At 69.0% G+C, this 23,008-nt stretch carries 22 protein-coding genes and 2 riboswitches; of the genes, 3 read left to right on the top strand and 19 right to left on the bottom strand.

Going from position 1 to position 23,008, the window contains the following annotated elements; all coding sequences use genetic code 11:
* The 5 genes from J5474_RS20740 to J5474_RS20720 all read right to left on the bottom strand — a co-directional run bounded on the left by J5474_RS20740 (position 1) and on the right by J5474_RS20720 (position 5,360).
* The gene (locus J5474_RS20740; RefSeq protein WP_209363677.1) at positions 1-873 is read right to left on the bottom strand and encodes an HTD2 family dehydratase; all 873 of its coding nucleotides are present in this window, start codon (positions 871-873) and stop codon (positions 1-3) included.
* Complete coding sequence (gene sucD, locus J5474_RS20735) at positions 870-1,790, bottom strand: succinate--CoA ligase subunit alpha (RefSeq protein ID WP_209363675.1); 921 nt, start codon at positions 1,788-1,790, stop codon at positions 870-872. The genes J5474_RS20740 and sucD overlap by 4 nt, the downstream gene beginning before the upstream one ends.
* A 12-nt stretch (positions 1,791-1,802) precedes the next feature.
* A complete protein-coding gene (locus J5474_RS20730; RefSeq protein ID WP_209363673.1) occupies positions 1,803-2,984 on the bottom strand; it encodes a malate--CoA ligase subunit beta in 1,182 nt (393 codons plus the stop codon).
* Positions 2,985-3,076: 92 nt separating this feature from the next.
* Positions 3,077-4,036: an HpcH/HpaI aldolase/citrate lyase family protein gene (locus J5474_RS20725; RefSeq protein WP_209363671.1), complete on the bottom strand. Its 960-nt coding sequence runs from the start codon at positions 4,034-4,036 to the stop codon at positions 3,077-3,079.
* Between the two features lie 103 nt (positions 4,037-4,139).
* The gene (locus J5474_RS20720) at positions 4,140-5,360 is read right to left on the bottom strand and encodes a pyridoxal-phosphate-dependent aminotransferase family protein (protein ID WP_209363669.1); all 1,221 of its coding nucleotides are present in this window, start codon (positions 5,358-5,360) and stop codon (positions 4,140-4,142) included.
* Positions 5,361-5,549: 189 nt separating this feature from the next.
* On the opposite strand from J5474_RS20720, the gene J5474_RS20715 reads away from it, so the two are divergent.
* Positions 5,550-6,971 (top strand): helix-turn-helix domain-containing protein, encoded by a 1,422-nt coding sequence (locus tag J5474_RS20715; RefSeq protein WP_209363667.1) that lies wholly within the window; start codon positions 5,550-5,552, stop codon positions 6,969-6,971.
* Positions 6,972-7,114: 143 nt separating this feature from the next.
* Here the strand turns inward: J5474_RS20715 and cobF are convergent, their stop codons facing one another.
* From cobF to cbiE, 7 genes are all read right to left on the bottom strand, one after another.
* A complete protein-coding gene (gene cobF, locus J5474_RS20710) occupies positions 7,115-7,846 on the bottom strand; it encodes a precorrin-6A synthase (deacetylating) (RefSeq protein ID WP_209363664.1) in 732 nt (243 codons plus the stop codon).
* Positions 7,847-7,910: 64 nt separating this feature from the next.
* Positions 7,911-8,573: an energy-coupling factor ABC transporter permease gene (locus J5474_RS20705; RefSeq protein ID WP_209363662.1), complete on the bottom strand. Its 663-nt coding sequence runs from the start codon at positions 8,571-8,573 to the stop codon at positions 7,911-7,913.
* Between the two features lie 57 nt (positions 8,574-8,630).
* A riboswitch (cobalamin riboswitch) is annotated at positions 8,631-8,826 on the bottom strand.
* Positions 8,827-8,864: 38 nt separating this feature from the next.
* Positions 8,865-9,584 (bottom strand): uroporphyrinogen-III C-methyltransferase, encoded by a 720-nt coding sequence (gene cobA / locus J5474_RS20700; protein ID WP_209363660.1) that lies wholly within the window; start codon positions 9,582-9,584, stop codon positions 8,865-8,867.
* Positions 9,581-10,888: a cobyrinic acid a,c-diamide synthase CobB gene (locus tag J5474_RS20695; protein ID WP_209363658.1), complete on the bottom strand. Its 1,308-nt coding sequence runs from the start codon at positions 10,886-10,888 to the stop codon at positions 9,581-9,583. The genes cobA and J5474_RS20695 overlap by 4 nt, the downstream gene beginning before the upstream one ends.
* Complete coding sequence (gene cobM, locus J5474_RS20690) at positions 10,885-11,691, bottom strand: precorrin-4 C(11)-methyltransferase (RefSeq protein ID WP_209363656.1); 807 nt, start codon at positions 11,689-11,691, stop codon at positions 10,885-10,887. The genes J5474_RS20695 and cobM overlap by 4 nt, the downstream gene beginning before the upstream one ends.
* Positions 11,688-12,050: a cobalamin biosynthesis protein gene (locus J5474_RS20685; protein WP_209363653.1), complete on the bottom strand. Its 363-nt coding sequence runs from the start codon at positions 12,048-12,050 to the stop codon at positions 11,688-11,690. The genes cobM and J5474_RS20685 overlap by 4 nt, the downstream gene beginning before the upstream one ends.
* Positions 12,047-13,261, bottom strand: a complete 1,215-nt coding sequence (gene cbiE / locus J5474_RS20680) for a precorrin-6y C5,15-methyltransferase (decarboxylating) subunit CbiE (RefSeq protein WP_209363651.1) — start codon at positions 13,259-13,261, stop codon at positions 12,047-12,049. The genes J5474_RS20685 and cbiE overlap by 4 nt, the downstream gene beginning before the upstream one ends.
* Between cbiE and J5474_RS20675 the strand changes: the two genes are divergently transcribed.
* Positions 13,260-14,024 carry a cobalt-precorrin-6A reductase gene (locus J5474_RS20675; RefSeq protein WP_209363649.1) on the top strand — a complete coding sequence of 255 codons (765 nt, stop codon included), beginning with the start codon at positions 13,260-13,262 and terminating at the stop codon, positions 14,022-14,024. The two genes, cbiE and J5474_RS20675, sit on opposite strands and share 2 nt — an antisense overlap.
* On the opposite strand, the gene cobJ is transcribed toward J5474_RS20675, so the two are convergent.
* Genes cobJ through J5474_RS20640 form a run of 7 tightly spaced genes read right to left on the bottom strand, consistent with a single transcriptional unit; the run spans position 13,985 to position 21,979 of the window.
* Positions 13,985-14,743 (bottom strand): precorrin-3B C(17)-methyltransferase, encoded by a 759-nt coding sequence (gene cobJ / locus J5474_RS20670; protein WP_209363646.1) that lies wholly within the window; start codon positions 14,741-14,743, stop codon positions 13,985-13,987. The genes J5474_RS20675 and cobJ overlap by 40 nt on opposite strands.
* The gene (gene cobI / locus J5474_RS20665) at positions 14,740-15,486 is read right to left on the bottom strand and encodes a precorrin-2 C(20)-methyltransferase (protein WP_209363643.1); all 747 of its coding nucleotides are present in this window, start codon (positions 15,484-15,486) and stop codon (positions 14,740-14,742) included. The genes cobJ and cobI overlap by 4 nt, the downstream gene beginning before the upstream one ends.
* Positions 15,483-16,112 carry a precorrin-8X methylmutase gene (locus tag J5474_RS20660; protein ID WP_209363641.1) on the bottom strand — a complete coding sequence of 210 codons (630 nt, stop codon included), beginning with the start codon at positions 16,110-16,112 and terminating at the stop codon, positions 15,483-15,485. The genes cobI and J5474_RS20660 overlap by 4 nt, the downstream gene beginning before the upstream one ends.
* Positions 16,109-17,227 (bottom strand): cobalamin biosynthesis protein CobG, encoded by a 1,119-nt coding sequence (locus J5474_RS20655; RefSeq protein WP_209363639.1) that lies wholly within the window; start codon positions 17,225-17,227, stop codon positions 16,109-16,111. The genes J5474_RS20660 and J5474_RS20655 overlap by 4 nt, the downstream gene beginning before the upstream one ends.
* Positions 17,224-20,523, bottom strand: coding sequence for a cobaltochelatase subunit CobN (cobN, locus tag J5474_RS20650; protein ID WP_209363637.1), 3,300 nt, complete (start codon positions 20,521-20,523; stop codon positions 17,224-17,226). The genes J5474_RS20655 and cobN overlap by 4 nt, the downstream gene beginning before the upstream one ends.
* A 30-nt stretch (positions 20,524-20,553) precedes the next feature.
* The gene (gene cobW / locus J5474_RS20645) at positions 20,554-21,606 is read right to left on the bottom strand and encodes a cobalamin biosynthesis protein CobW (RefSeq protein WP_209363636.1); all 1,053 of its coding nucleotides are present in this window, start codon (positions 21,604-21,606) and stop codon (positions 20,554-20,556) included.
* 1 nt (position 21,607) lies between these two features.
* Positions 21,608-21,979, bottom strand: a complete 372-nt coding sequence (locus J5474_RS20640; RefSeq protein ID WP_209363635.1) for a DUF1636 family protein — start codon at positions 21,977-21,979, stop codon at positions 21,608-21,610.
* Between the two features lie 95 nt (positions 21,980-22,074).
* A riboswitch (cobalamin riboswitch) is annotated at positions 22,075-22,283 on the bottom strand.
* Between the two features lie 46 nt (positions 22,284-22,329).
* Here J5474_RS20640 and cobO point away from each other — a divergent pair.
* Complete coding sequence (cobO, locus tag J5474_RS20635; RefSeq protein ID WP_209363634.1) at positions 22,330-22,953, top strand: cob(I)yrinic acid a,c-diamide adenosyltransferase; 624 nt, start codon at positions 22,330-22,332, stop codon at positions 22,951-22,953.
* Positions 22,954-23,008: the final 55 nt, after the last annotated feature.

The raw sequence follows: 23,008 nt of genomic DNA, 5'->3' as shown, positions 1-23,008 counted from the left end.
TCAGCCCGTCTTCCATTCCATCCGGGCCTTCAGCCCGAGGTAATCCTCGAAGGTTGCGGTGCCGATCTCGATCGCACCGCCCGCAGGGTCCAGCGCGCCAACCAGCCGCATGTCGGAATCGTGGAACATCGGGTGCACGACGCGGTAACTGAACCGCGCAGGCGCACAGCCCGTGTGCCGCTCCGCCGCCTCGATCGCCATGGTGGCCTGCATTGGTCCATGCACGACCAGCGCCGGGTATTTCTCCACCTCCTGGGCGTAGGGCAGATCGTAGTGGATGCGGTGCGCGTTGTAGGTCGCCGCCGAGAAGCGGAAGAGCCGCACCTCGTTCATCGGCACGCGCTCGTCGTAGGCCAGCCGCTCCGGCACGGAGATCTGCTTTGGCGGGCGGAAGGACCTGGGGATGTCGAGGTAGACGATGTTCTGCTCCTCCTCCACCACGCCGCCCTGATCGCCGGTCGTCACATGGTCGACGGTGACAAAGGCCATCTTGCCGGTGGCACCTTCCTTCATCGTGACCGCGCGGATGGTGGAAACCTTCACAAGCCGCTCGCCCACGCGGAAGCGGCCGTTGAACCGCACGTCGCCGCCCGCCCACATGCGCCGCCGGAACGGCAGCGGCGGCAGGAAGCCGCCCAGCGCCGGGTGGCCATCCTCGCCCAGATCGCTCATGGGGACGAATTCGGGGAAGGCCACCCAGTGCCAGAGGCTCGGCAGCACCATCCCCGGCGACACATCGCGGACCTGCGACAGGTCGTGCCCCACGGCGGCATCCAGCATCCCCGCGAGGTTGGGCGTGACGCCTCCCTCGCGGGTTTCGGTCCGCCCGATCCAAGCCGTGTAATCGGGCTCCATCAGGGATGCGGCGCTCATGCCCCGACCTTTTCAGTCTCCGCCTGACCCAGCTTCTCGGCCAGCATCCGCGCCACGGTGTCGCCCATGGCGGAGGGGTTCGGGGCCACGGTGATGCCGACGGAGGACAGCAGGTCCACCTTTTCCTGCGCGCTCTCGCCGAAGGCCGAGATGATCGCGCCCGCGTGCCCCATCTTGCGGCCCTTCGGCGCGGCAAGGCCCGCGATATAGGCGGCGACCGGTTTGGTCATGTGGTCGCGGACGTAGGCCGCAGCCTCCGCCTCCTGCGGACCTCCGATCTCGCCGATCATCAGAACGGCGTCGGTCTCCGGGTCGTTTTCGAACAGTTCGAGTATATCCCGGAACGAAGACCCGTTGATCGGGTCGCCACCAATGCCGATCGACGACGAAATGCCGATTCCCAGCGCCTGCATCTGGCTCGCCGCCTCGTAGCCCAGCGTGCCGGAACGGCCGATGATACCCACCCGGCCGGGCTTGTAGATATGCGGCGGCATGATCCCCATGAACCCCTGCCCGGGCGAGATGATGCCCGCGCAGTTCGGCCCGATCAGTTGCATTTTCTTCTCGCGCGGGTAGCGCCGGAGGAAACGCTTTACCCGCATCATGTCCTGCGCGGGAATGCCGTCGGTGACGCAGACTGCGGTGCGGATACCCGCCTCCGCCGCCTCCATCATCGCATCGGCCGCGAAGGGCGGCGGCACGAACAGCAGCGATGCCGTCGCTCCCGTCTCCTCCACCGCCTCGCGCACCGTGTTAAAGACGGGGCGGTTGAGAACGGTGCCACCGCCCTTGCCGGGAGTGACGCCCGCCACGACCTTCGTGCCGTATTCGATCATCTCCTGGGCGTGGAACTGCCCGATACGCCCCGAAAGGCCCTGCACGACGACCTTCGTCTCGCTGGTGATGAGAATTGCCATCCTGGGTGCTCCTTATTCGGCTGCGATTTTCTGCGAAGCAGCGGCGACGGCCTTGTCGGCGGCCTCCGCCAGCGTGTCGGCAGAGATGATGGGGAGCCCGCTTTCGCGGATGATCTTGCGCCCCTCCTCCACGTTGGTGCCGCTGAGGCGCACCACCACGGGCAGGGTGATGCCAACTTCCTTGTAGGCCTGGATCACGCCCTTCGCGATCCAGTCGCAGCGGTTGATGCCCGCGAAGATGTTCACGAGGATGACGGAAACGTTCTTGTCCGACAGCACCGTGCGGAAGGCCTGACAGACCCGCTCGGGCGATGCGCCGCCGCCGATGTCGAGAAAGTTCGCAGGCTGCCCGCCCGCCAGCTGGATCATGTCCATCGACGCCATGGCGAGGCCCGCGCCGTTGATGATGCAACCTATGTCGCCATCGAGGCCGACGTAGGCCAGCCCGTGATCGGCCGCAAAGGCCTCGCGCGGGTCCTCCTGACTGGGATCGCGCAGCGCCTCCACCTGCGGACGGCGATAGAGCGCGTTGGTGTCAAACGACATCTTCGCATCCAGCGCGATCAGGCTGCCCTCCTTCGTGATGACCAGCGGATTGATCTCGACCATCATGGCATCGAGGTCGCGATAGGCCCGGTAGCACGCCTGCAGGAAGGTGACGAACTGCGCCACCTGTCTGCCGTCCAGCCCGAGGCGGAACCCGATGTCGCGCGCCTGGTACTCACGCAGGCCCACCGCCGGGTCGATCACGGAACGGACGAGGCTGTCCGGGTCGGTCTCCGCCAGTTCCTCGATCTCCATGCCGCCATGGCCGGAGGCGACGATCATGATGCGCTCGGTCTTCCGGTCCAGCACGAACCCGAGGTACAACTCCTGCGCGATGTCGGACGCTTCCTCCACGTACAGCCGGAAGACGCCCTTGCCGTTCGCATCGGTCTGCTTTGTCACCAGTTGCGTGCCCAGCAGGGATTTCGCGTATTCCGCCACCTCCGCGTCGGATTTGCACAGCTTCACGCCGCCCGCCTCTCCGCGCCCGCCGGAATGCACCTGCGCCTTCACCACCCAGGGTCCCTTGCCGCCCAGTTCCCGCGCCGCATAGGCCGCCTGTTCCGGCGAATACACCACGATGCCGCGTGGCACCGGAACGCCAAAGCCCTTCAGGATGTCCTTGGCCTGATGCTCATGAATGTCCATTGTCTCTCTCCTCAGATGACCGGGGCCTCCCCGCCCATGGGCCGTTCAACCAGTCCGCAGGCCGGGGCAAGCGCCGCCCCGACCGGATGGGTTCACTCCGCCGCGATCGGCTTTGCCTTCGCCGCGATGGCCTGCGCCATGTCGATCACGTTGCGCGCCATCTTCTCCGAGGCGGCGTCGATCATCTTCCCGTCCAGGCTGGCGGCGCCCTTGCCTGCGGCCTCGGCCGCCTTCAGTTCCTCGATGATCCGCTGCGCCTTGGTGACCTCGGCCTCGGGCGGCGAGAACACGTCGTTCGCCATGGCGATCTGGCTGGGGTGGATCGCCCATTTGCCCTCGCAGCCAAGCGCCGCCGCGCGCTTTGCCGCCGCTACGTAACCCTCGGGGTCGGAGAAATCCCCGAACGGCCCGTCCACCGCGCGCAATCCATAGGCGCGGCAGGCGATGACCATGCGACTGATCGAGGCGTGCCACTGGTCGCCCGGATAATCCGGGTTCAGCCCGCCGATGTTGGTGGTCCGCGCCCGCATCGACGCGGCGTAGTCGGCCACCCCGAAGTGCAGGCATTCGAGCCGCCCGCCGAATTGCGCGATGGCCTCCACGTTGGCCATGCCCAGCGCGGTCTCGATCAGGGCCTCCAGCCCGACGCGCGTGGTCAGCCCGCAGGCCTGCTCAATCTGGTTGACCATGGCCTCCACCATGTAGAGGTCGGCAGGCACGCCGACCTTGGGGACCAGCAGCGTGTCCACCCGATCGCCGGCCTTCTCCATGATGTCGACCACGTCGCGGTACATGTAATGCGTGTCCAGCCCGTTGATCCGCACCGAGACTGTCTTGCCCTTGCCGGCCCAGTCGATGTCGTTGAGCAGTTCCACCGCGTTCTTGCGGGCCTGCTCCTTTTCGGGCGGGGCGACCGCGTCCTCAAGGTCGAGGAACACCACGTCGGCGGCACTTTCGGCGGCCTTCTCGACCATGGCGGGGTTCGACGCCGGAACCGCCAGTTCCGAACGATGCAGGCGCTGCTTGCGCAGGGGGTGCAGGGTGTGTGACATATCTCTTCCTTCCCGTTTGTTCAGTGACGGCTCCGCCAGTCCGGTCCCGTCAGGGACCGGCGCAAAGGCCAACCGTGTCGATTTTCCGCCGTCCGCCGAGGGGTTACTCAGCCGCGACCGCGTATCCTTGTCCGCCCGCCGCATCAGCGAAATACGCCTGCGCTGCGGCAACGCCCGCGCCCATCGGCACCGACGCCCCCGCCCGTACCAGCGACAGTTCCGCCAGCGCCAGCGCGGTCAGCGCCATGCCATCGTTGAAGGCGCCAAGGTGCCCGATGCGGAACACCTTGCCTGCCAGCCGTGCGAGGCCGGACCCGAAGGAGGCGCCGAAGTCATCGTAGGCAATCCGAAGCACCTCGCGCGCGTCCACGCCCTCAGGCACCCGCACCGCCGTGACCGTGTCGGAGTAAAGCGAGCGATGCTCCGCCACCAGGTCCAGCCCCCAGGCCCGCACGCCGCGGCGGATGCCCTCGGCCAGCCGGTGATGGCGGGCGATGACGTTCTCCAGCCCTTCCGCCTCGATCAGGGCCAGCGCGGCCTTCAGTCCGTGCAGCAGCGGCGTCGGCGGCGTGTAGGGGAAATACCCGTCTCTGTTCATCGCCAGCATGTCGGCAAAGTCGAAATAGGCGCGGCGCATGGTGGCGATCTTCGACGCCGCCATGGCCTTCGGGCTGACCGCGAGAATGCCCAGTCCCGCCGGCATCATGAAGCCCTTCTGCGATCCTGTCACCGCCAGATCCACGCCCCAGGCGTCCATGCGGAAATCCACCGATCCGACGGAGGACACGCCATCAACAAAGAGCAAGGCGTCATGGAAACACTCGTCCATGATCCGCCGCACCGCTTCCACGTCCGACAGCACGCCGGTCGCGGTCTCGTTGTGGGTGACAAACACGGCCTTGATCTCGTCGTCCTTGTCGCGGCCGAGGATGCGGCCGAATTCCTTCACCGGCACGCCGGCGCCCCAGGGCACGTCGACGCAGATCACCTCCAGCCCCAGCATCTCGGCCATCTTGACCCAAAGTGTCGAGAACTGGCCGTAGCGCGCCATCAACACCTTGTCGCCGGGGTTCAGCGTGTTGGTGATCGCCGCCTCCCACGCACCGGTGCCGGAACCGGGGAACATCATCACCGCGCCATCCGTCGTGCGGAAGATCCGCTTCAGTCCGGCGAACAGCGGCAGGGTGAATTCACCGAAGTCCGGTGCCCGCATGTCCTGCTGCGGCACATTCATTGCCTGCCGAACCTCCTCAGGGACGTTGGTCGGGCCGGGGATGAACAGGTGGTGCTGCCCGATGTGCCGGATCTGCTGAAATTCGGTCATGGCTCGGTCTCCTCCTCCGATGTCGCTATCGATGACACAACCTGTGGGCCGCTGGGAAATCCTTCCGGGTCGCGCTGTAAATGCGAAATTTTACAACGGCCAGATATTGTAAATTTGTCAAATTCTGTATACTGTCAAATACTGTGGCACGCCGCTGCGCCCCCCTGTTTGTACCGACCGGATCCCATCATGAAGACCTTCATCGGCCCCCGCCTGCGCCGCCTGCGGATTGAGCACGGCCATACGCAGGTCCAGATGGCAAAAGAACTCGGCATCTCGACCTCCTATGTCAACCTTTTGGAAAAGAACGAAAGATCGGTATCCGTACCGGTTCTTCTGAAGCTGTTCGAGGCGTATGGCGTCGACTGGCGCGACATCGCGGAGGACGACGACACTGCCCAGCTGGCGGATATTCGGGGCGCGTTGCAGGACCCCCTGTTCGAAGGGACCCGCCCCGACCTGCCGCAGCTACGCGCGGCCATGGCCCATGCGCCCGATCTTGCCGCCGCCTTCACCAAGCTTCACCGCGCTTACCTTGCCGCCACGGATCAGCTCATGAGCGTGGCCGGCGCGGGCGTCGGCGGCGGTCTGGGCGAGGACTCCCCCGCCATCCTCGCCGCCAATCCAGAAGCCGCGGTGCACCACTTCTTTCGCCGCAACCACAACCATTTCCCCCGGCTCGAAGCAGCGGCGGAATCCTTCTGGGCCGATGAAACCGTGGCCAGCGACGATATGTATTTCGCCCTGAAAACAAGGCTGAGGCAGCAGTTGGGCCTGCGCGTGCGACTGGTGCCTGTGTCCGAGATGCCGTCCTCCCTGCGCGAATACGACCGGGAGCGCGCCGAGGTCCGACTGTCCGAGGCGCTCGACCACCCCAACCGGTTGTTTCAGCTGGTGCACGTCGCCGGCCTGATCGAGCAGCGCGCCCTGCTCGACATCATCCTGTCGGAGGCCGACATCCGCGACCCCGCCGGGCAGGCCCGGTGCCGGGTCGAACTGACGAACTACTTTGCCGCCGCAGTGCTGATGCCCTACGACCGCTACCTGACCGAGGCAAAGGCATCGAAATACGATTTCGACCATCTCGCCGTGCGCTTTGGCGTGTCCTTCGAACAGGCCTGCCACCGCGCCACCACGCTGCAACGCAGTGGCGCGCGCGGGGTGCCGTTCTTCTTTCTGCGAATCGACAAGGCGGGAAACGTGACAAAGCGTTTCAATGCCACCGACTTCCACCTCGCAGAGCACGGCGGCGCCTGTCCCCGGCTGGAGGTCCATTCCTGTTTTCGTACACCGGGGCGCATCCTCAGCCAGATTGTGGAGATGCCGGATCGGTCGTCCTTCTTCGTGCTGGCGCGCACGGTGGACCGCCCGAGCTTTACCCGCCACGCACAGGATGTGCGGCTGGCGGTGGCCATCGGCTGCGCGACCGAGCATGCGCGCGAGATCGGCTATGCCGAAACGCTGAACCTTTCGGACACGCGCGCCACGGAGATCGGCATCAACTGCCGCATCTGCCCGCGTGCCAATTGCGATCAGCGGGCGCATCCCGCACTTGTGTTGCAGGGGCCGGTGGACGCCGCCCGACGGGGGGCGACGCGCTACGCCACCTGAGGAATCGCCTTGGCGCCATCAAAATGGCCGGCGTGCGACCGGGAAATCAGGGGAAGCGCTGCTTCCCCCGAACCCCCATCGCGGTATTTGAGAACCAAAGAAGCATGGGACCGCGCATGTTCGGCGGCGCGGGATGCGGGTGATTAGGGGGCTTTTCGCAGAAGGTATGTGTCCATGACCCAGCCGTGTTTCTCACGTGCCGCCACGCGGGTGGCGGAGATGCGGTCGGCGACCTCGTCGAGCGGACCGTAGTCGAGGATTTGTTCCGGCATCCCGAGGAAGGCGCCCCACCAGATGGTGAGGCCATGCCCCCTGAGCGCGGTGAAAGAGCAGTCGCCGTCGAGCACCGTGACGACGGTCTCGGCCCCCTCGGGCCAGCCGTCCTCGCGCAGGCGGCGGCCGGTGGTGGTCAGGATGCGGCCGTTCACCGTGTTCAGCGGGATGGCGTGGGCCGCCGTCAACGCCTGCACCGCGGTGATCCCCGGCAGCACACGGATGCGGTCGGGTTGCGTCAGGCGGGCAGCGATGCGCATGGTGCTGTCGTAGAAACCGGGGTCGCCCCAGACCAGCAGCGCCACGTCGCGCGCCTCGCCCGCAGCCTCCGCCCAGCGGCCGGCTATGGCGTCGTGCCAGCGTTCCACCCGTTCGAGGTAGGGCAGGTTCTCGTCGCGCGCGGGGTAGTCGAAGAAGGCCACGCGGGCCGCCACCCCCAGCCGATCAAGGAGGGCGAGGCGGATCTCGGCCAGGTCATCCTTGCCCGCGCCCTTGCGGGGCACGAGGATCGTGCTCGCCCCCTGCAGCGCCGCCTGCCCGTCCAGCGTCAGGTGACCGGGGTTGCCGGTGCCGATGCCGACCAGGGTTACTGTCTCGATCATGTCGTCTCCAAGGAAAAGGCCCGGCGCGTCAGCACCGGGCCCGAAACCGTCATGCGGCCGGTGTTCAGGCGGCGTAGACGCGACCGGACAGGAGACCAGCGGCACGACCCTTCAGCCCCTTTGCGGCGGCCAGCGCCACGAGGTCGAAGACAGGCTCGACCAGCACCACCACCATGTAGGACGCGCCAAAGGCCATCACATCGCCCATCGCGCCAAAGCCCTGGCCGTAGACCACCCAGAAGGCGACCCAGGTCACGACACCGCCCTGATAGAGCGCCGACATCTTCAGCACATCCGAATAGGCGAGGTCGACATAGGCGCGGCCCGCAGTTAGGCGCTTTGCCACGGCAGCCATGGCAAACAGCGGCACCAGCAGGGTGGTCGCATTCACGGCGAACATCGGCAGGTCGGTGGGCGCGAAGAGCATTCCCTGCAGTAGCAACCCCAGCGCCAGCCCCAGAGCCGCCGGTGCGGCGCCAAGCAGCAGGAACAGCGCCGTGCCCATGATGAAGTGCACCTCCGATACGCCCGCGACGTAGTGCGGCAGCACCTGGAAGCAGATGAAGGTGCCAACGGTAGCCATCGCGGCGCGCGCCGCAAAGGAGATCCCGTTGCTGGCTTTCACGTCCTTCAATGCCTCGCGGGCGGCGTAGGTTGCGCAGCCTGCCGCGGTGGCGAATGCCAGAGCCATCTTGGCGCCGTGCACGATGCCGGGTTCGATATGCATGTCTGTCCCTTTCCATCTGGCCGCCCCACCGGCGGCCGCGTGTGCCGCGTCATGCGGCTGGAGTTGTCGTCTACGGCAGGTCTCCTGACTTGCGGATCACAGCGCCTTCGGCCTTCCCGGTGTCCCCTTCGACAGGGGGTGGACCAGTGGATCTCCTGGGCGCTCCTCGCTCACAGTTGCGGGGGCAGTCCGGGTATTGCACCCGATTCCCTATTATGCCGCGGGTTGCGGCACCGTATCCTTCACACCTAACCCGAGGGCCGCTTTCGAGACAAGCGACATTTGCGACACTCAGGGTTCAGCCAGCGGCCCGTAGAGGATGAGCGCGGGCTTCGTCCCCTTTTCGCGTCCAAGCTGGTCGGCCAGCGCGCGCACGGTCGTCCGGGTGATCTGCTGACCGGGGCCGGAGACCTCCTCCGCCAGCACCGCCGGGGTGTCCTCCGGCAGGCCGCGCGCCACCAGCGCGTCGAGCAGCAGCGGGAATGTCCCCTTGCCCATGAAGACCACCGTGGAGGCCGTCGCATCCGCCAGCGCGTCGAGGTTGAGATCCTCCGGCAGGACGCCGCGCGCGTCGTGGCCGGTGACGAACTGCACCCGCCGCGCGGTCATGCGCCGGGTCAGCGGGATGCCCGCCGCCGCCGCCGCGGCCACCGCCGAGGGCACGCCGGGGATGATCTCGTAGGGGATGCCGGCGGCCTTCAGCGCGGTCAGCTCCTCTTCCAACCGACCGAAAATGCCGCTGTCGCCGGATTTCAACCGCACGATACGCTGCCCGGTCAGGGCATAGTCCACCAGCAGGCGGCTGACGTGGTCCTGCTTGGGCGAGGGCCGCCCCGCGCGCTTGCCGACGCCGACGAGGTCGGCGCCCGCGCGTGCATGTTCGAGGATCGGCCCGGAGGAGAGGTCGTCGAAGAGCACCGCGTCGGCGCGCTTCAGCCGGTCAACCGCCTTCAGCGTCAGCATTTCGGGGTCGCCGGGGCCGGAGCCCACGAAGGAAACAAAACCCGTCATGGCGCCTCCGAGGTGATGAGGTGAAAGAAGCTCCCGCTGACGTGACCGCGGACGGAGCCTGTTTCCGGCACCGGGTTGCCATCGGCGTCAGCAACCTGCGCCAGCGGCGCGTCCGGCTGGGCGAGGATGGTGGAGTAATGGAACTCGTGCCCCCTGAGCGCCGTCCCCGGCGTGTAGCCCGGCATCGGCGCGCTCAGCACGGCGCGCCGGTACCCCAGGTGGAACTTGCGCTTCTCGTAGGAGGTCACGAGGCCCAGCAGCCCCGCCATGCGATGCGTCACGCCCTCCTTGTCGGTCAGCGCCTCGCCAAGCGCCATGTAGCCACCGCACTCGCCATGTACCGGGCGGGTTTCGGCATGGGCACGCAAAGCCGCACGGAACCGATGTGCCGCCGCGAGTTTTCCCGCGTGCAATTCAGGGTAGCCGCCGGGCAGCCAGACGAGATCGGCCCCGGCCGCCGGGGTCTCGTCCGCGAGCGGCGAGAATGGCAGGATCTCCGCCCCCGCCGCCTGCCAGCCCTTCAGCACGTGTGGATAGGCAAAGGAGAACGCCGCGTCCTGCGCCAGCGCGATGCGCTGCGCCGGCGGTTTAGGCAGGGCGTGGGCGCCGTCCGGCCGGGGGTGGCCCTGCCCGGCCTCCAAGATCGCCCCCAAATCGACATGCGCGCGCAGGAAATCGGCGTAGCCCGCGATGGCCGCGTCCAGATCCGGATGCTCTACCGCCTGCACCAGCCCGAGGTGCCGCTCCGGCAGGGCCAGATCCCCCCGTCGGGGCAGCGAACCCAGCACGCGGATGCCCGCGCGCTCCATCCCCAGCCGCGCCAGCCGCTCGTGCCGGGGAGAGGCGACGCGGTTCAGGATCACCCCTGCAAAGGGCAGGCCCGGCATGTATTCCCGGAACCCCAGCGCCGTGGCCGCCGCCGATTGCGCCTGCCCGCCTACGTCGATCACCAGCACCACGGGCCAACCCATGCGTACCGCCGTCTCCGCCGAGGACCCGAAACCCGACTGGCCCCGCGTCGCCACGCCGTCATACAGCCCCATGGAGCCTTCGCCGACGCAGAAATCCGCGCCATGCGCCTCGCACGCCAGCGCGTCCAGCAGCCCGCCGTCCATCGCCCATGTATCGAGGTTGAAGGACGCCCGCCCGCAGGCCGCGCGGTGAAAGGCCGGGTCGATGTAATCCGGTCCGCTCTTGAACGGCTGCACCGACAGCCCGTCGTCGGTGAGCGCGCGGAGGAGGCCCAGCATCACCGTCGTCTTGCCTGTCCCGGAGGACGGTGCGGAGATCATCACACCCCTCATCCCTTCACCCCCTCATCCTCAGGTCGCCAGCCCGACCAAGGGCTGTCGGCGCTTTGCGGGCGGTAGCGGCGGTCGTAGTCGACGGCATAGAGGCAGCTTTCGCCGAAGCCCTCCTGCGCCAGTGCGGGGCCAGCCAGGATCAGCGCCGTGCGCGTTATGCCCTCGTCCAGCCGCCCCGCGATGTCCGCCAGCGTGCCGCGGATGATCCTCTGATCCGGCCAGCTCGCGCGGAACACAACCGCCGCCGGGCAGTCCGCGCCGTAGAAGGGCGCGACCTCCGCCACCACCGCGTCGATGTTCTGGATCGACAGGTGAATGGCCAGCGTCGCCCCCGTGCGGGCGAAGTTCGCCAGCGTTTCGCCCTCCGGCATCTGCGACGCCCGCCCCGAGGTCCGCGTCAGCACCACCGATTGCGCCAACCCCGGCAGGGTCAGTTCCGCCCCCAGCGCGGCGGCGGCGGCGGCAAAGGACGGCACACCCGGCGTCACCGTGTAGGGCACTCCCACCTCACGCAGGCGGCGCAACTGTTCGCCCATGGCCGACCACACCGACAGGTCGCCCGAATGCAGCCGCGCCACATCCTGCCCCGCGTCATGTGCCGACGTGATCTCTGCCATGATGGCGTCGAGGTCCATTGGCGCGGTGTTTACGATCCGCGCGCCGTCCGGGCAATGCATCAGCACCGCCTCCGGTACCAGCGACCCGGCATAAAGGCAGACCGGGCAGGCGGCGATCAGGTCGCGCCCGCGCAGCGTCAGAAGGTCGGGCGCGCCCGGCCCAGCGCCGATGAAATGTACCGTCATTCGTCTTCTCCAAAGGCCAGCGCGCAGGTCGCCCGGCCGTCTTCGGATACCACCCGCAGGCACATCAGCCGCGCCCCCGGCCCCGCCGCCGCCAGCGCCGCCGCCTCTGCGACCGACCCTACGCCGCGCGCCTGAAGGACGGCCTCCGACACTGTTTCCGTTTCCTGCGCCTCCAGGAAGCGCGCCGCCACGCCCACCGCCGGGCGCCGCATCGACTGGCCCAGCGCCGCAACCAGCGTCAGCTTGTCGTCCACGGTGGCCAGCACGTCCGCCTCGCGGCCCAAGCGCGCGCGGTCGTAGGCGTCGTTCAGGCTTTCTACCGTCGCCCCGCTGCGAAATCCGAATCCTGCCACGATCATAGCGTTACGCTCCATTGCACCACCGGGTAGGCGGCCTTCCAGCCCCGGCGCGGCCCCAGCGGGGCGGCCTGCGCCAGATCGATCCGCATCAGGTCTCCGCCCATCCGTGCCTGCGCCTCTGCCAGTACGGCATCCGATTCCAGCGTCACCGCGTTTGCCACCAGCCGCACGCCCATCAGGTTCGCCCTCAGCCAGTCCACCAGCGCCACCGACAGCCCGCCCCCGACAAAGACGACGTCCGGATGCGGCAGCGCCGCCAGCGCCTCCGGGGCGTGGCCCTGTACCACATGCAGCCGATCCTGCCCCAGCGCCACCGCGTTGCGGCGGATACGCTCCGCGCGATCCTCCAGAGGCTCCACGGTGGAGGCACTCAGCGAGGGACCGCACATCAGCCATTCGATGGCGATGGAACCAGAGCCGCCACCGATGTCCCACAGATGTTCGCCGGGACGCGGCGCCAGCGCCGAAAGCGTCAGTGCCCGCACGGGGCGTTTCGTCATCACCCCATCGGTTTCAAAGATCGCATCCGGCCGCCCGCTCGCCAGCGGCAGAGCGTCACCCGGTACAGAGGGCACGGGCTCGATCCCGACCGCCACCGGGTGCTGCACGTCCTCCGGCGCCTCGCTGGCACGGCAGCGGCGCACCCGTTCCCGCGGGCCGCCCAGCGCCTCCATCACATGCAGCATGCTGCCGTCAAACCCCACGGTTTCAAGGTAGCGCCCCAGTTCCGCAACCTCCGCGCCGTCGCGCAGGGTCACGAACAGGCGCCGCCCCGCTGCCAGAACCGGCCGCAGCCGCGACAGGGGCGCGGCGTGCAGCGCCAGCGCGGTGACTTCGTCCACCCGCCAGCCCAGCCGCGCGCAGGCCAGAGACAGGCTCGATACCCCCGGCAGCGCATGCCAGTCGCCGGGCGACAGCCGCTCTGCCAGCACCGCGCCCGCGCCGAACCAGAAGGGATCACCCGAGGCCAGCACCACCACGCGCCGCCCCGCGAGGTCCATCAGCCGCGCCACCCCGTCGGCGAAGGGCACCGGCCATTCGATGACCTCCGGCTTGCCTTCCACCAGAAGGTCGCTCAGAAGATCGAGGTGCCGGGGCGGGCCCATCACCACTTCGGCCACCTTCAACGCCATCCGCGCAGCGGGGGTCAGCCCATCGGGGCCATCCTCCCCCACGCCCAGGATCGTCAGCCAGGGATCGGACTCAGCCATGCCAAACCCTCTCGTTCTCGGCGGCACCACGGAGGCCACCGCCCTTTGCCGCAGGATGGCCGAACTCGGCCTGACGGGCACCATCTCCTTTGCCGGCCGCGTAGCGCGCCCGGTCCGCCAGCCGCTGCCGCAGCGCGTCGGCGGCTTCGGCGGGATCGACGGGCTGGCCCGCTACATCCGCGACAACGGCGTGACCCATTTGGTGGACGCCACGCACCCATTCGCCGCGCAGATGAGCGCCAATGCCGTCGCCGCCTGCGCGCTGACCGACACGCCGCTGATCGCGCTGACCCGCGCGCCCTGGCAGGCGCAGCCAGGCGACGACTGGACCCGCGTGCCCGACATCGCGGGCGCCGTCGCCACCCTCAAGGGGCCGCCGCGCCGCGTCATGCTGGCCGTGGGCCGGATGCACCTGGCGGAGTTCGCGCCGAACCCCCAGCACTTCTACCTGCTGCGCCTCGTCGACCCGGTGGAGGGCGCCCTGCCCCTGCCCGACGCCTTCGCCGTGATTGACCGCGGTCCCTTCACGCTGGAGAACGACCGCACCCTGATGGAAGAGCACGCCATCGACCTCGTGGTGTCGAAGAACGCCGGCGGCACCGGCGCGCGGGCCAAGCTCGACGCCGCGCGCGACCTCGGACTGCCGGTGCTGATGATCGACCGCCCCGCCCTGCCCGCGCGGGCCGAGGCGCATGACGTCGAGACCGTGATCGACTGGCTCGGTCATTCCGCCCCCGGCTCCACCACGAACCTCGGGGTATAAACCCAACCCGTCCCCGCGATGGCCCGCGTCCGAGACGACCCCACGATCACCATGGTCCGCATGTCCGCCATCTCCGGCAGGGCATCCTCAAGGGCCACCCAGATCAGCCGTTCCGCCGGCGTGCTGACAGCGCGCGCGAAGAGGATCAGCCGCCCCGGCTCGCAGGTCTCCCGCAACAGCTCCAACACGTGGGCAAAGCCCTCGGGCCGAGCCTTCGAGCGCGGGTTGTAGAAGGCCATGGCGAAATCGCCCTCCACCGCGAGGCGCAGCCGCTTCTCGATCAGCGCCCAGGGCTTGAGGTTGTCGCTCAGGTTGATGGTGCAGAAGTCGTGCCCCAGCGGCGCGCCCGCCCGCGCGGCGGCAGCGAGCGACGCCGTGATGCCCGGGATCACTTCGATCTCCAGCGCCTTCCAGGCTTCCGGCCCAGCCTCCAGCGCCTCGAACACCGCCGAGGCCATGGCAAAGACGCCGGGATCTCCCGAGGACACCACCGCCACCCGCCGCCCCTCGGCGGCCATTTCCAGCGCGTGTCGCGAGCGGTCGATCTCCACCCGGTTGTCGGAGGCGTGCTTCACCAGCCCGGCGCGCTCCGGCACGCGGGCCACGTAGGGGATGTAGCCCACCACGTCGGTGCAATCGTCCAGCACCGCCTGCGCCTCCGGCGTCACATGCCCCTCGGCGCCCGGCCCGAGGCCGACGATCTTCACCCAGCCGGTCACGGTCTTCTCCCTTGCCCGTGCACCAGCACGATGGAGAAATAGGGCGTGATTCCCTCGCCCGCGTCGCGCAGCCGCTGCACCGTCTGGCCCTCCTGGCTGGCGTATTCCACCAGCCAGGCCCGGTCATACAGCCCCGCCGCGCGCAGCGCCGTGCGGACCTTCGCCATGTTGCGGCCGATCTTCATGACCACCAGCGCGTCGGCGTCGCGCATCCGCGCGGTCAGCACCTCCTCGGGCAGGGTCGCCATGAGCACAGTCAGCACGTCATCGCCCCAGGTGATCGGGTGGCCGGAGGCCGTCCAGGCCGCCGACATGCCGGTGACGGCGGGCGTGACCTCCACCGGGACCACGTCCTTCAGCCGCTCGTAGATGTGCATGAAGGAGCCGTAGAAGAACGGGTCGCCCTCGCAGGGCACCACCACGTCCTCGCCCGAGATCAGCAGCGCGCGCAGGTGCATTGTCACCTGCGCGTAGAACTCCGAGAGCGCCTCGTTGTAGCGCGGATCGCCCAGCGGGATCTCCGTCGTGACGGGGTACTCCATCGGGAAGTGGATCGCGTCCTTCGGCAGGAAATCCTCCGCGATGGTCAACGCGTGCCCCTTGCGCCCGGCCTTGCGGAAATAGGCCACGTGGCGCGCGCCTTCCAGCAGGCGGCGGGCGCGCACGGTCATCAGGTCCGGATCGCCCGGCCCAAGGCCCACCCCGTGCAGCGTGCCGGGTTTCACGCTCTGCGCGGCGCTCATTCGGCCTTGCTCGCGATAGCGTTGACGGCGGCCACGGTGATCGCGCTGCCGCCCAGCCGCCCCTCCACGATGCAGCAGGGCACCGGCTGGTCCTTCCACAGCGCGTCCTTTGATTCCATCGCGCCGACGAAGCCCACCGGGCAGCCGATGATCGCCGCCGGACGCGGACAGTCGGGGTCTTCGAGCATGTTCAGCAGGTGGAACAGTGCCGTAGGCGCGTTGCCGATCGCCACCAGTGCACCGTTAAGGTGGGGTCGCCACAGTTCCAGTGCCGCCGCCGAGCGCGTGTTGGACATCCGCGCCGCCAGATCCGGTACGCTCTCATCGTTAAGGGTACAAATTATGGAATTGTCAGCTGACAATCTTTTACGCGTGATCCCCTCGGACACCATGCGCGCATCGCACAGGATCGGCGCGCCGGTCCTCAGCGCCTCCCGCGCGGTGACCGCGAAGGTCGGCGAGAAGCGGACGTGCTGCTCCAGCCCGACCATGCCCGCCGCGTGGATCATGCGCACGACGATGCCCTCTTCCTCGGGGGCAAAGCGCGCCAGGTCGGCCTCCGCGCGGATGGTGGCAAAGGACTGCTTGTAGATCGCAGCGCCGTCGGTCTCGTACTGGTAGGTCATGTGCGGCTTTCCAGAAGGGCGATGAGGTCGGGAAGGGTGAGGCCGGATAGCGCCGGGGTATCCGAGGCGCAACCCTGCTCCACCAGGTCGTAGGTGCCGTCGCGCCCCACGACGGTCAGCGCGGCGGGGGTACTGCGGGCGCAGCCCTTGGCGCAGCCCGACATGTGCAGGTCGGGGGCAAACGGCGCGAGACGGCGAGCAAGGTCGCGGGTCTCCACGCTGCCCTGCGGGCAGAAGGGCGCGCCCCGACAGGCGGCGGTGGTCAGGATCGGGTCGGTCGGATCGGAGACGAAACCGGGGTGCGTGGCGGGGCAGTTGCCCTCCACCAGCAGCATCCGCCACGGCGTGACGCGCACGGCCTGCGCCTCGCTCGCCCCCATCAGCGACACGAGGTTGCCCACCGCGATCCGCCCGAAAGGCGCGGCAAAGGCGCCCTGCGCGCCGGGCCTTGGCCGTGGCGCGGCGGGCAAAGGCTCAGCCACCTGCCACGCGGCGGGCAGCGCCTCCGGCGCCCAGTCGCGGACACGCTTCTGCTCGGGGCGGCGGGTCTGCGCGAAAAGCCTGGCGAGGTCGATCAGCGCCGGGATGGCCTCGCCTTCCGTCACGGGACGCCCGCGCGCCACGCCCTCGGCGCGCAGGATCAGGCCCGCCTGCCCAAGTTCAAGCCGAAAATCCGCCGGGTCCGCCCCCAGCACAGGCGCGCCGCTGGCATCGACGGCAAAGCCCACCTTGGCCGGCAGTTCCGGCAGCGCGGGCAAAGTATCATACAGCGCCCGCGTCAGCCGCTCCGTCAGGTCGCCCGGCTGCCAGAGCGGCGAGACCAGCACGTTTCGCCGCCCCTCCAGCGCCGGGTCGTCGTCCACGAGGCCCAGCCCGGACAGCCCCTCCAGCAGATCGCCATGCGCCCCCTCGGCCACGCCGTACATCTGCAGGTTCGCGCGGCTGGTCAGCTCCAGCCCGCCGTCGCCCAGCCGGTCCGCCAGCGCGGCGAGCCCCAGCAGTTGCGGCGCGCTCAGCCGCGCGAGGCGCGGCCTGATGCGCACCACCAGCCCGTCGCCGGAGGCCATGGGCCGCAGCGCCCCGGGGCACCAGCCGCGCACCACCGGCCCGCTCATGCCCCGCCCTCCATCTCCGCCAGGATCGAGTTCCGGCGCGAGCGCCAGAGCCCCGCCTCGTGCAGCGCGCGGAAGCGGTCGCACAGCGCCTTCAGCGCGCGCGGGTTGGCCTCTGCCATGAAATCCACCACCGCCTCGCGGCCCAGCGTCGCCTCGTGGAAGGCGTCGAAGAGATGCGCGGGCACCACGCCCGCCAGGTGCGCGAAGGCGGCCATGTGGTCGAGCGTCGCCGCGATCTCCGCCGCGCCACGGAAGCCGTGCGGCATCATGCCCGCTATCCAGGCCGGGTTGGTCGCGCGGGCGCGGACCACGCGGGCGATCTCCTCGGACAGGCTGCGGGCGCGCGGGCGGGCCGGGTCGGTGTTGTCGAGGTGCCAGAGCGCCGCCTGCCCGCCGGTCACCGCCTGCGCCGCGGCAAAGCCACCCTCGTGCGCGGCGAAGTCCTGCGCCAAGAGCAGGTCGGTCTCCACCAGGTCGTGCAGGTGGACGAAGCTGTCCGCCCTCGCGACCCGCGCCCGGAGGCCCGCCTCGTCGCGCGCCGCCGTCTCGCCGTCGAGCGCCCAGGCGGAGGCCGCGAGCCAGGCCTCCCCGGCGGCGCGACGGCCCTCGTCGGAATAGTCCTCCAGCGCCGCCCCCAGCCCCGCGCCGAAGGCGCCGGGGCGCGGCCCGTAGACCCGCGCGAGGTCCGAGCGCCCGGCGAAGGGGTTCCAGTCCGCCGCCTCGTCCCGCCGCGCCAGCGCCCGCACGCCCTGCGCGAAGAGCGTCGAGAGCACGGGGAAGACATCGCGGAACAGCCCCGAGACGCGCAACGTCACGTCCACGCGCGGACGATCGAGTTCGGCGATGGGCAGCACCTCGAGGCCGGAAACCCGCTCCGACCCCTTGTCCCAGAGCGGGCGCAGGCCCATCAGGTGCAGCGCCATGGCGAATTCCTCTCCGGCGGTGCGCATGGTCTGCGACCCCCAGAGGTCGACGATCAGCGCGCGCGGCCAGTCGCCCTCGTCCTGCAGGTGGCGGCGCACCAGTTCTTCGGCCAGCCGCACGCCCTGCGCGTAAGCCGCGCGGGTCGGCACCGACCGCGGATCGGTGGTGAAGAGGTTGCGCCCCGTGGGCAGCACGTCGCCGCGTCCACGGTAGGGCGAACCGGAGGGCCCCGGCGCGATGCGCCGCCCCTCCAGCGCGGCGGGGATCGCGGCGCGCTCGGCCTCGGCGGAGGCCACAGTGTCGAAGGTCCGATCGTCCGACGCCTCATCGTGCCGGCCCCAGACGTGCAAGCCTTCGCCGAACTGGCTTTCCTTCACGTCGCAGACGAAGCGGTCGATACAGGTGATCGCCTCTGCCGTGGAGGTCGCGCGGTCAAGGCCGAGGTCCTCCTCCACGCCCAGGGCCTGCGCCTCGTCGCGGATGTCGGCCTGCAGCCGGTCGCGGCGGCGCGGGTCCAGCCCGTCGGCATTGGAGAACTCGTCGAGCAGCGCCTCCAGCCGGGCGAGCCGGTCCGGGGTGCCGGAGGTCCTGAGCGGCGGCGGCACGTGGCCAATGGTGATGGCGCCGAGGCGCCGCTTTGCCTGCGCCGCCTCGCCGGGATCGTTGACGATGAAAGGATAGAGCACCGGCAGATCGCCCGTCAGCGCGCGCGGCCAGCAGGCCCCCGACAGCGCAACGGACTTGCCCGGCAGCCACTCCAGCGTGCCATGCGCGCCCACATGGATCAGCGCTTCGGCCTCGCGTTGCAGCCAGAGGTAGAAGGCGACGTAGCCGTGGCAGGGCACGCGGGAGAGGTCGTGGTAATCGTCCTCGCGGGTTTCGGGGGTGCCGCGCTCGGGTTGCAGCGCCACCAGCGCGCCACCCGCCCGGATCGCGGCAAAGCGGAAGGCGCCGTCGCGCACGGTGGCGTCGTCCTCGGGCGCGCCCCAGACTTCGGCAAGCTCTTTTTGCAGCGCCCCCGGCAAGGTGGCCAGCGCCCCCGTGTAGTCTGCCAGCGGCCAGGCCTCGCTGCGCGCCAGCAGCGCGGCGGGCAGGTCTTCGGGGACGGCGTCAACCGGATACCCGGCCCCGTCAAGATCCTGAAGGATCGCCCGCACCGAAGCCAGCGCATCCAGCCCCACCGCGTGGCCAATGTTCCAGTCCTTGCCCGGATAGGTCGAAAGAACCAGCGCCGGGCGCCGCTCTGCCACGGGACGGGCGGCCAGTGCCAGCCGCGCCTCCACCCGCGCGACCAGCGCCGCGATGCGGTCGGCTTCCGGCGCGTGGGTGGCGCGGGCGAATTGCAGGTCGGGGTCACGCGCGCCCGGTTCCTTGAACGATACGACCTCGCCCAGAATCGTGCCGTCCACCTCGGGCAGCACAACATGCATGGCGAGGTCGGGGGGCGAGAGGCCACGGTCGGCCTCGGCCCAGGCCTGCCGCGTGGAGGTCGCCAGAACGCATTGGAACACCGGCGCGTCCACGCCATCGAAGGGCGTCGCGCCCTCCGCGCCCTTGCCCGAAAACGCCGTCGCGTTGAGGATCGCCTGCGGGTCCAGCGCACGCAACTGTCGCGCGAGCCAGCCAGCCGCCTCAGGTGCTTTCAACGAAGGGACAAAGAAGGCCGTCACCGCGAAACCGCGCCCCGCGAAGGCGTCGAAAAGCGCCCGGATCGGCGCGAGGTCGGCGGCGACAAGGTAGGAGCGGTAAAAGACCAGCGCGATCCTGCGCGCGGGCTTCACGGGTCGGGTCAGCAGCGGACAGGTCACACCGTGGTCCGGCGTCCAGGCGCCGAGCGGCGGCAGGCCTTTTGCCCCGATCACCGGCCCGGCGTAGAGCCCGGCGGCCAGCGCCATCTGCGCCAGCGCCGCCTGCGCCGCCACGGTGCCGCCGCCGTCGCAGAGGTGCTGCAACCGCCGCAGGGTGCTTTTCGGCAGGGTCGAGTGGTCGTCGAGCCGCGCGTCCTCGCGCCCGTCGGCGGGCAGCACGGCCAGCGCGAGGCCCTTTTCACGCGCCAGCCGCAGCACCTGCTGCAACCCGTAGGACCAGTAGGGCACGCCGCCGATCAGCCGGATCAGGATGCCCCTCGCGCCCAAAAGCGTCTGTTCCACGTAGGTATCGACGGACAGCGGATGCTTCAGCTGCGCGAGGTTGGCGAGCCGCAGCGAGGGCATCCGCCCCTCCGGCCCGCCACCGCGCCGCCAGCCTTCGGCAAAGGCGCCGAGGTCGCTGTCGGAGAAGGACAGCACGACGAGATCCCCCGGGGCCTGGCCCAGGTCCTGCGGCGTATCGGTCTCTTCGAGGCCGTGGCTTTCGCGGAAGATGACGTGCATCGGCGTGACGGGGGCCGAAGCCCCCTGCCCTCAGGCGTCGACCGGCGCCGCGCCGAGGATCTCGCGGATCTTCGCGGCGTCGATGTCATCATGTTCGGCGATGACCACCACGCGGCTCTGGCGCGCTTCGTCGGCCTTCCACGGGCGGTCATACTGGTGGCGCACCCGTGCGCCCACCGCCTGCACCAGAAGGCGCATGGGCTTGCCCGAGACGGCGGCGTAGCCCTTCACCCGAAGGATGTTCAACTCGCTTGCCAGCCGTTCGATGGCCTTCACCAGTACTTCGGGGCTGTCCATTTCGGGCAGTTCGACCACGATGGATTCGAAATCGTCGTGCTCGTGGTCGTCGTGGTCGTCGTGGTGCGAGGGGCGCGCGTCCATGTCGTTCTCGGCAGCGGCCTCCAGCCCGAGGATGACGCGCGGGTCGACGACGCCCTCGGCGACCTCGACCACCGGCAGCGGGCGCGGCGCCTCACGCGCAATGATCGCCTTTGCCTTGGCCACGCCTTCGGGACCGGCGAGATCGGGTTTGGTCAGCAGGATGATGTCAGCGCAGCTGATCTGATCCTCGAAGACCTCGGACAGCGGCGTTTCGTGGTCGATGCTGTCATCCGCCAAACGCTGTGCATCCACCGCCGCCACGTTCGGGGCAAAGCGGCCGGCGGCCACGGCTTCGGCATCGGCCAGCGCGATGACGCCATCCACGGTGATCTTCGACCGGATATCGGGCCAGTCGAAGGCCTTGAGCAGCGGTTTCGGCAGGGCGAGGCCGGAAGTCTCGATCAGGATGTGTTCCGGGCGCGGGTCGAGCGCCATGAGCGCCTCGATCGTGGGAATGAAGTCGTCTGCCACGGTGCAGCAGATGCAGCCGTTGGCGAGTTCCATGATGTTCTCGGCGGGGCATTCGGGGATGGCGCAGCCCTTGAGGATTTCGCCATCGACGCCCACGTCGCCGAACTCGTTGACGACAACGGCCAGACGCTTGCCGCCGGGGTTCTGCATCAGGTGCCGCACCAGCGTCGTCTTCCCCGAACCGAGGAAGCCGGTAATCACGGTGACGGGCAGTTTCGCAAGATCGGTCATGTCAGGACTCCGGAGTGAGGGGAGGAATGCGCGCCACGCAGTTGCGCTTGAAATGGTCCGGGCGTTCGCGCCACGGGATGAGGCCGTCGGTCGTCGCCTGATAACGGGCGGCCCCGTCCAGCACCATGTCAGGATGCGACACCTCGTCGAGATTTCCGAACACGTAGGTCCAGCGGTCGCCCCCGCGCAGCGCCACGGTGCAGCCCGCTTCGCAGTTCTGCAGGCACTCCACCGGGGTCACGCGCAGCCCCTCGGGGGCCACGCGCGCAGCCAGCGCATCATAAAGCGCCTGCCCGGGGCGGCGGTCGTCTTCGGGGATCTCGCGCCCGCGTCGGCATTTCACGCAGACGAGCAGTTCGGCCGGTCCTGGCATCACGGACTCCGTCTTGGCGCGGGATACGGGTGGTGCGGCTGCATGCCGCGCCCGTCACCGGATCACCCCGCCCGGTTTCGTTCCCCCCGCCCTTTCCAAGGACGGGGCCACTGGCAGGTCTCCCGGCTTGCGGAACAGAGCGAGGGTATCCTCGGCCCAGCGGCACCCGGCCTTCCCGGCGTCACGCCAGTGGTTCGGGCCCTTTCCGGTCACGGTCGCGGGGGCGGCTGTGCTTCACCCTTTGACGGGCTGCACATTCCCTTTTCACCTGTTACCAACAGGCACCAGCACCCCGGCTGATGCGCCGGAACGCCGCCCGTTGTCAAGAAAACTGAAGGAGAGGACGCGCCATGACCGACGACGCCCCCCACGACGAAAATGCCCGCCACGCCGAGAAGATGAAAAAGATCAAGGCCGCGCGCGACCGGATGATGGCAACGAAGACCGAGGAAAAGGGGCTGATCATCGTCCACACCGGGCCGGGCAAGGGCAAATCTTCGAGTGGATTCGGCATGATCCTGCGCTGCATCGCGCACGGGATGCCCTGCGCGGTGGTGCAGTTCATAAAGGGCAACTGGATCACCGGCGAGGCGGAGATGATCCGCACACGGTTCGCCGACGAATGCCGGTTTTTCGTCTCGGGCGAGGGATTCACCTGGGAAACGCAGGACAAGCAGCGCGATATCGCCGCCGCACAACGCGGCTGGGAGATCGCAAAGGCGCAGATCCGCGACCCTGAGATCCGGTTCGTGCTGCTCGACGAGATCAACATCGCACTGCGCTATGACTACCTCGATATCGACGAGGTGGTGGACTTTCTGTTGCATGAAAAGCCCGCCATGACCCACGTCTGCCTGACCGGGCGCAACGCAAAGCCCGAGCTGATCGAGGCGGCTGACCTCGTGACGGAGATGACGCTGATAAAGCATCCCTTCCGCGAAGGTGTGAAGGCACAAAAAGGCGTGGAGTTCTGAAAAGCGGTTTCGCCGCGCTGTCGCGCGGCGACCCGGGGGGGGGGGGGGGGGGGGG

The organism is Sagittula salina, from assembly GCF_017813235.1.
Taxonomy (GTDB): Bacteria; Pseudomonadota; Alphaproteobacteria; order Rhodobacterales; family Rhodobacteraceae; genus Sagittula; species Sagittula salina.
This window is presented reverse-complemented; position numbering and strand designations above follow the sequence as displayed.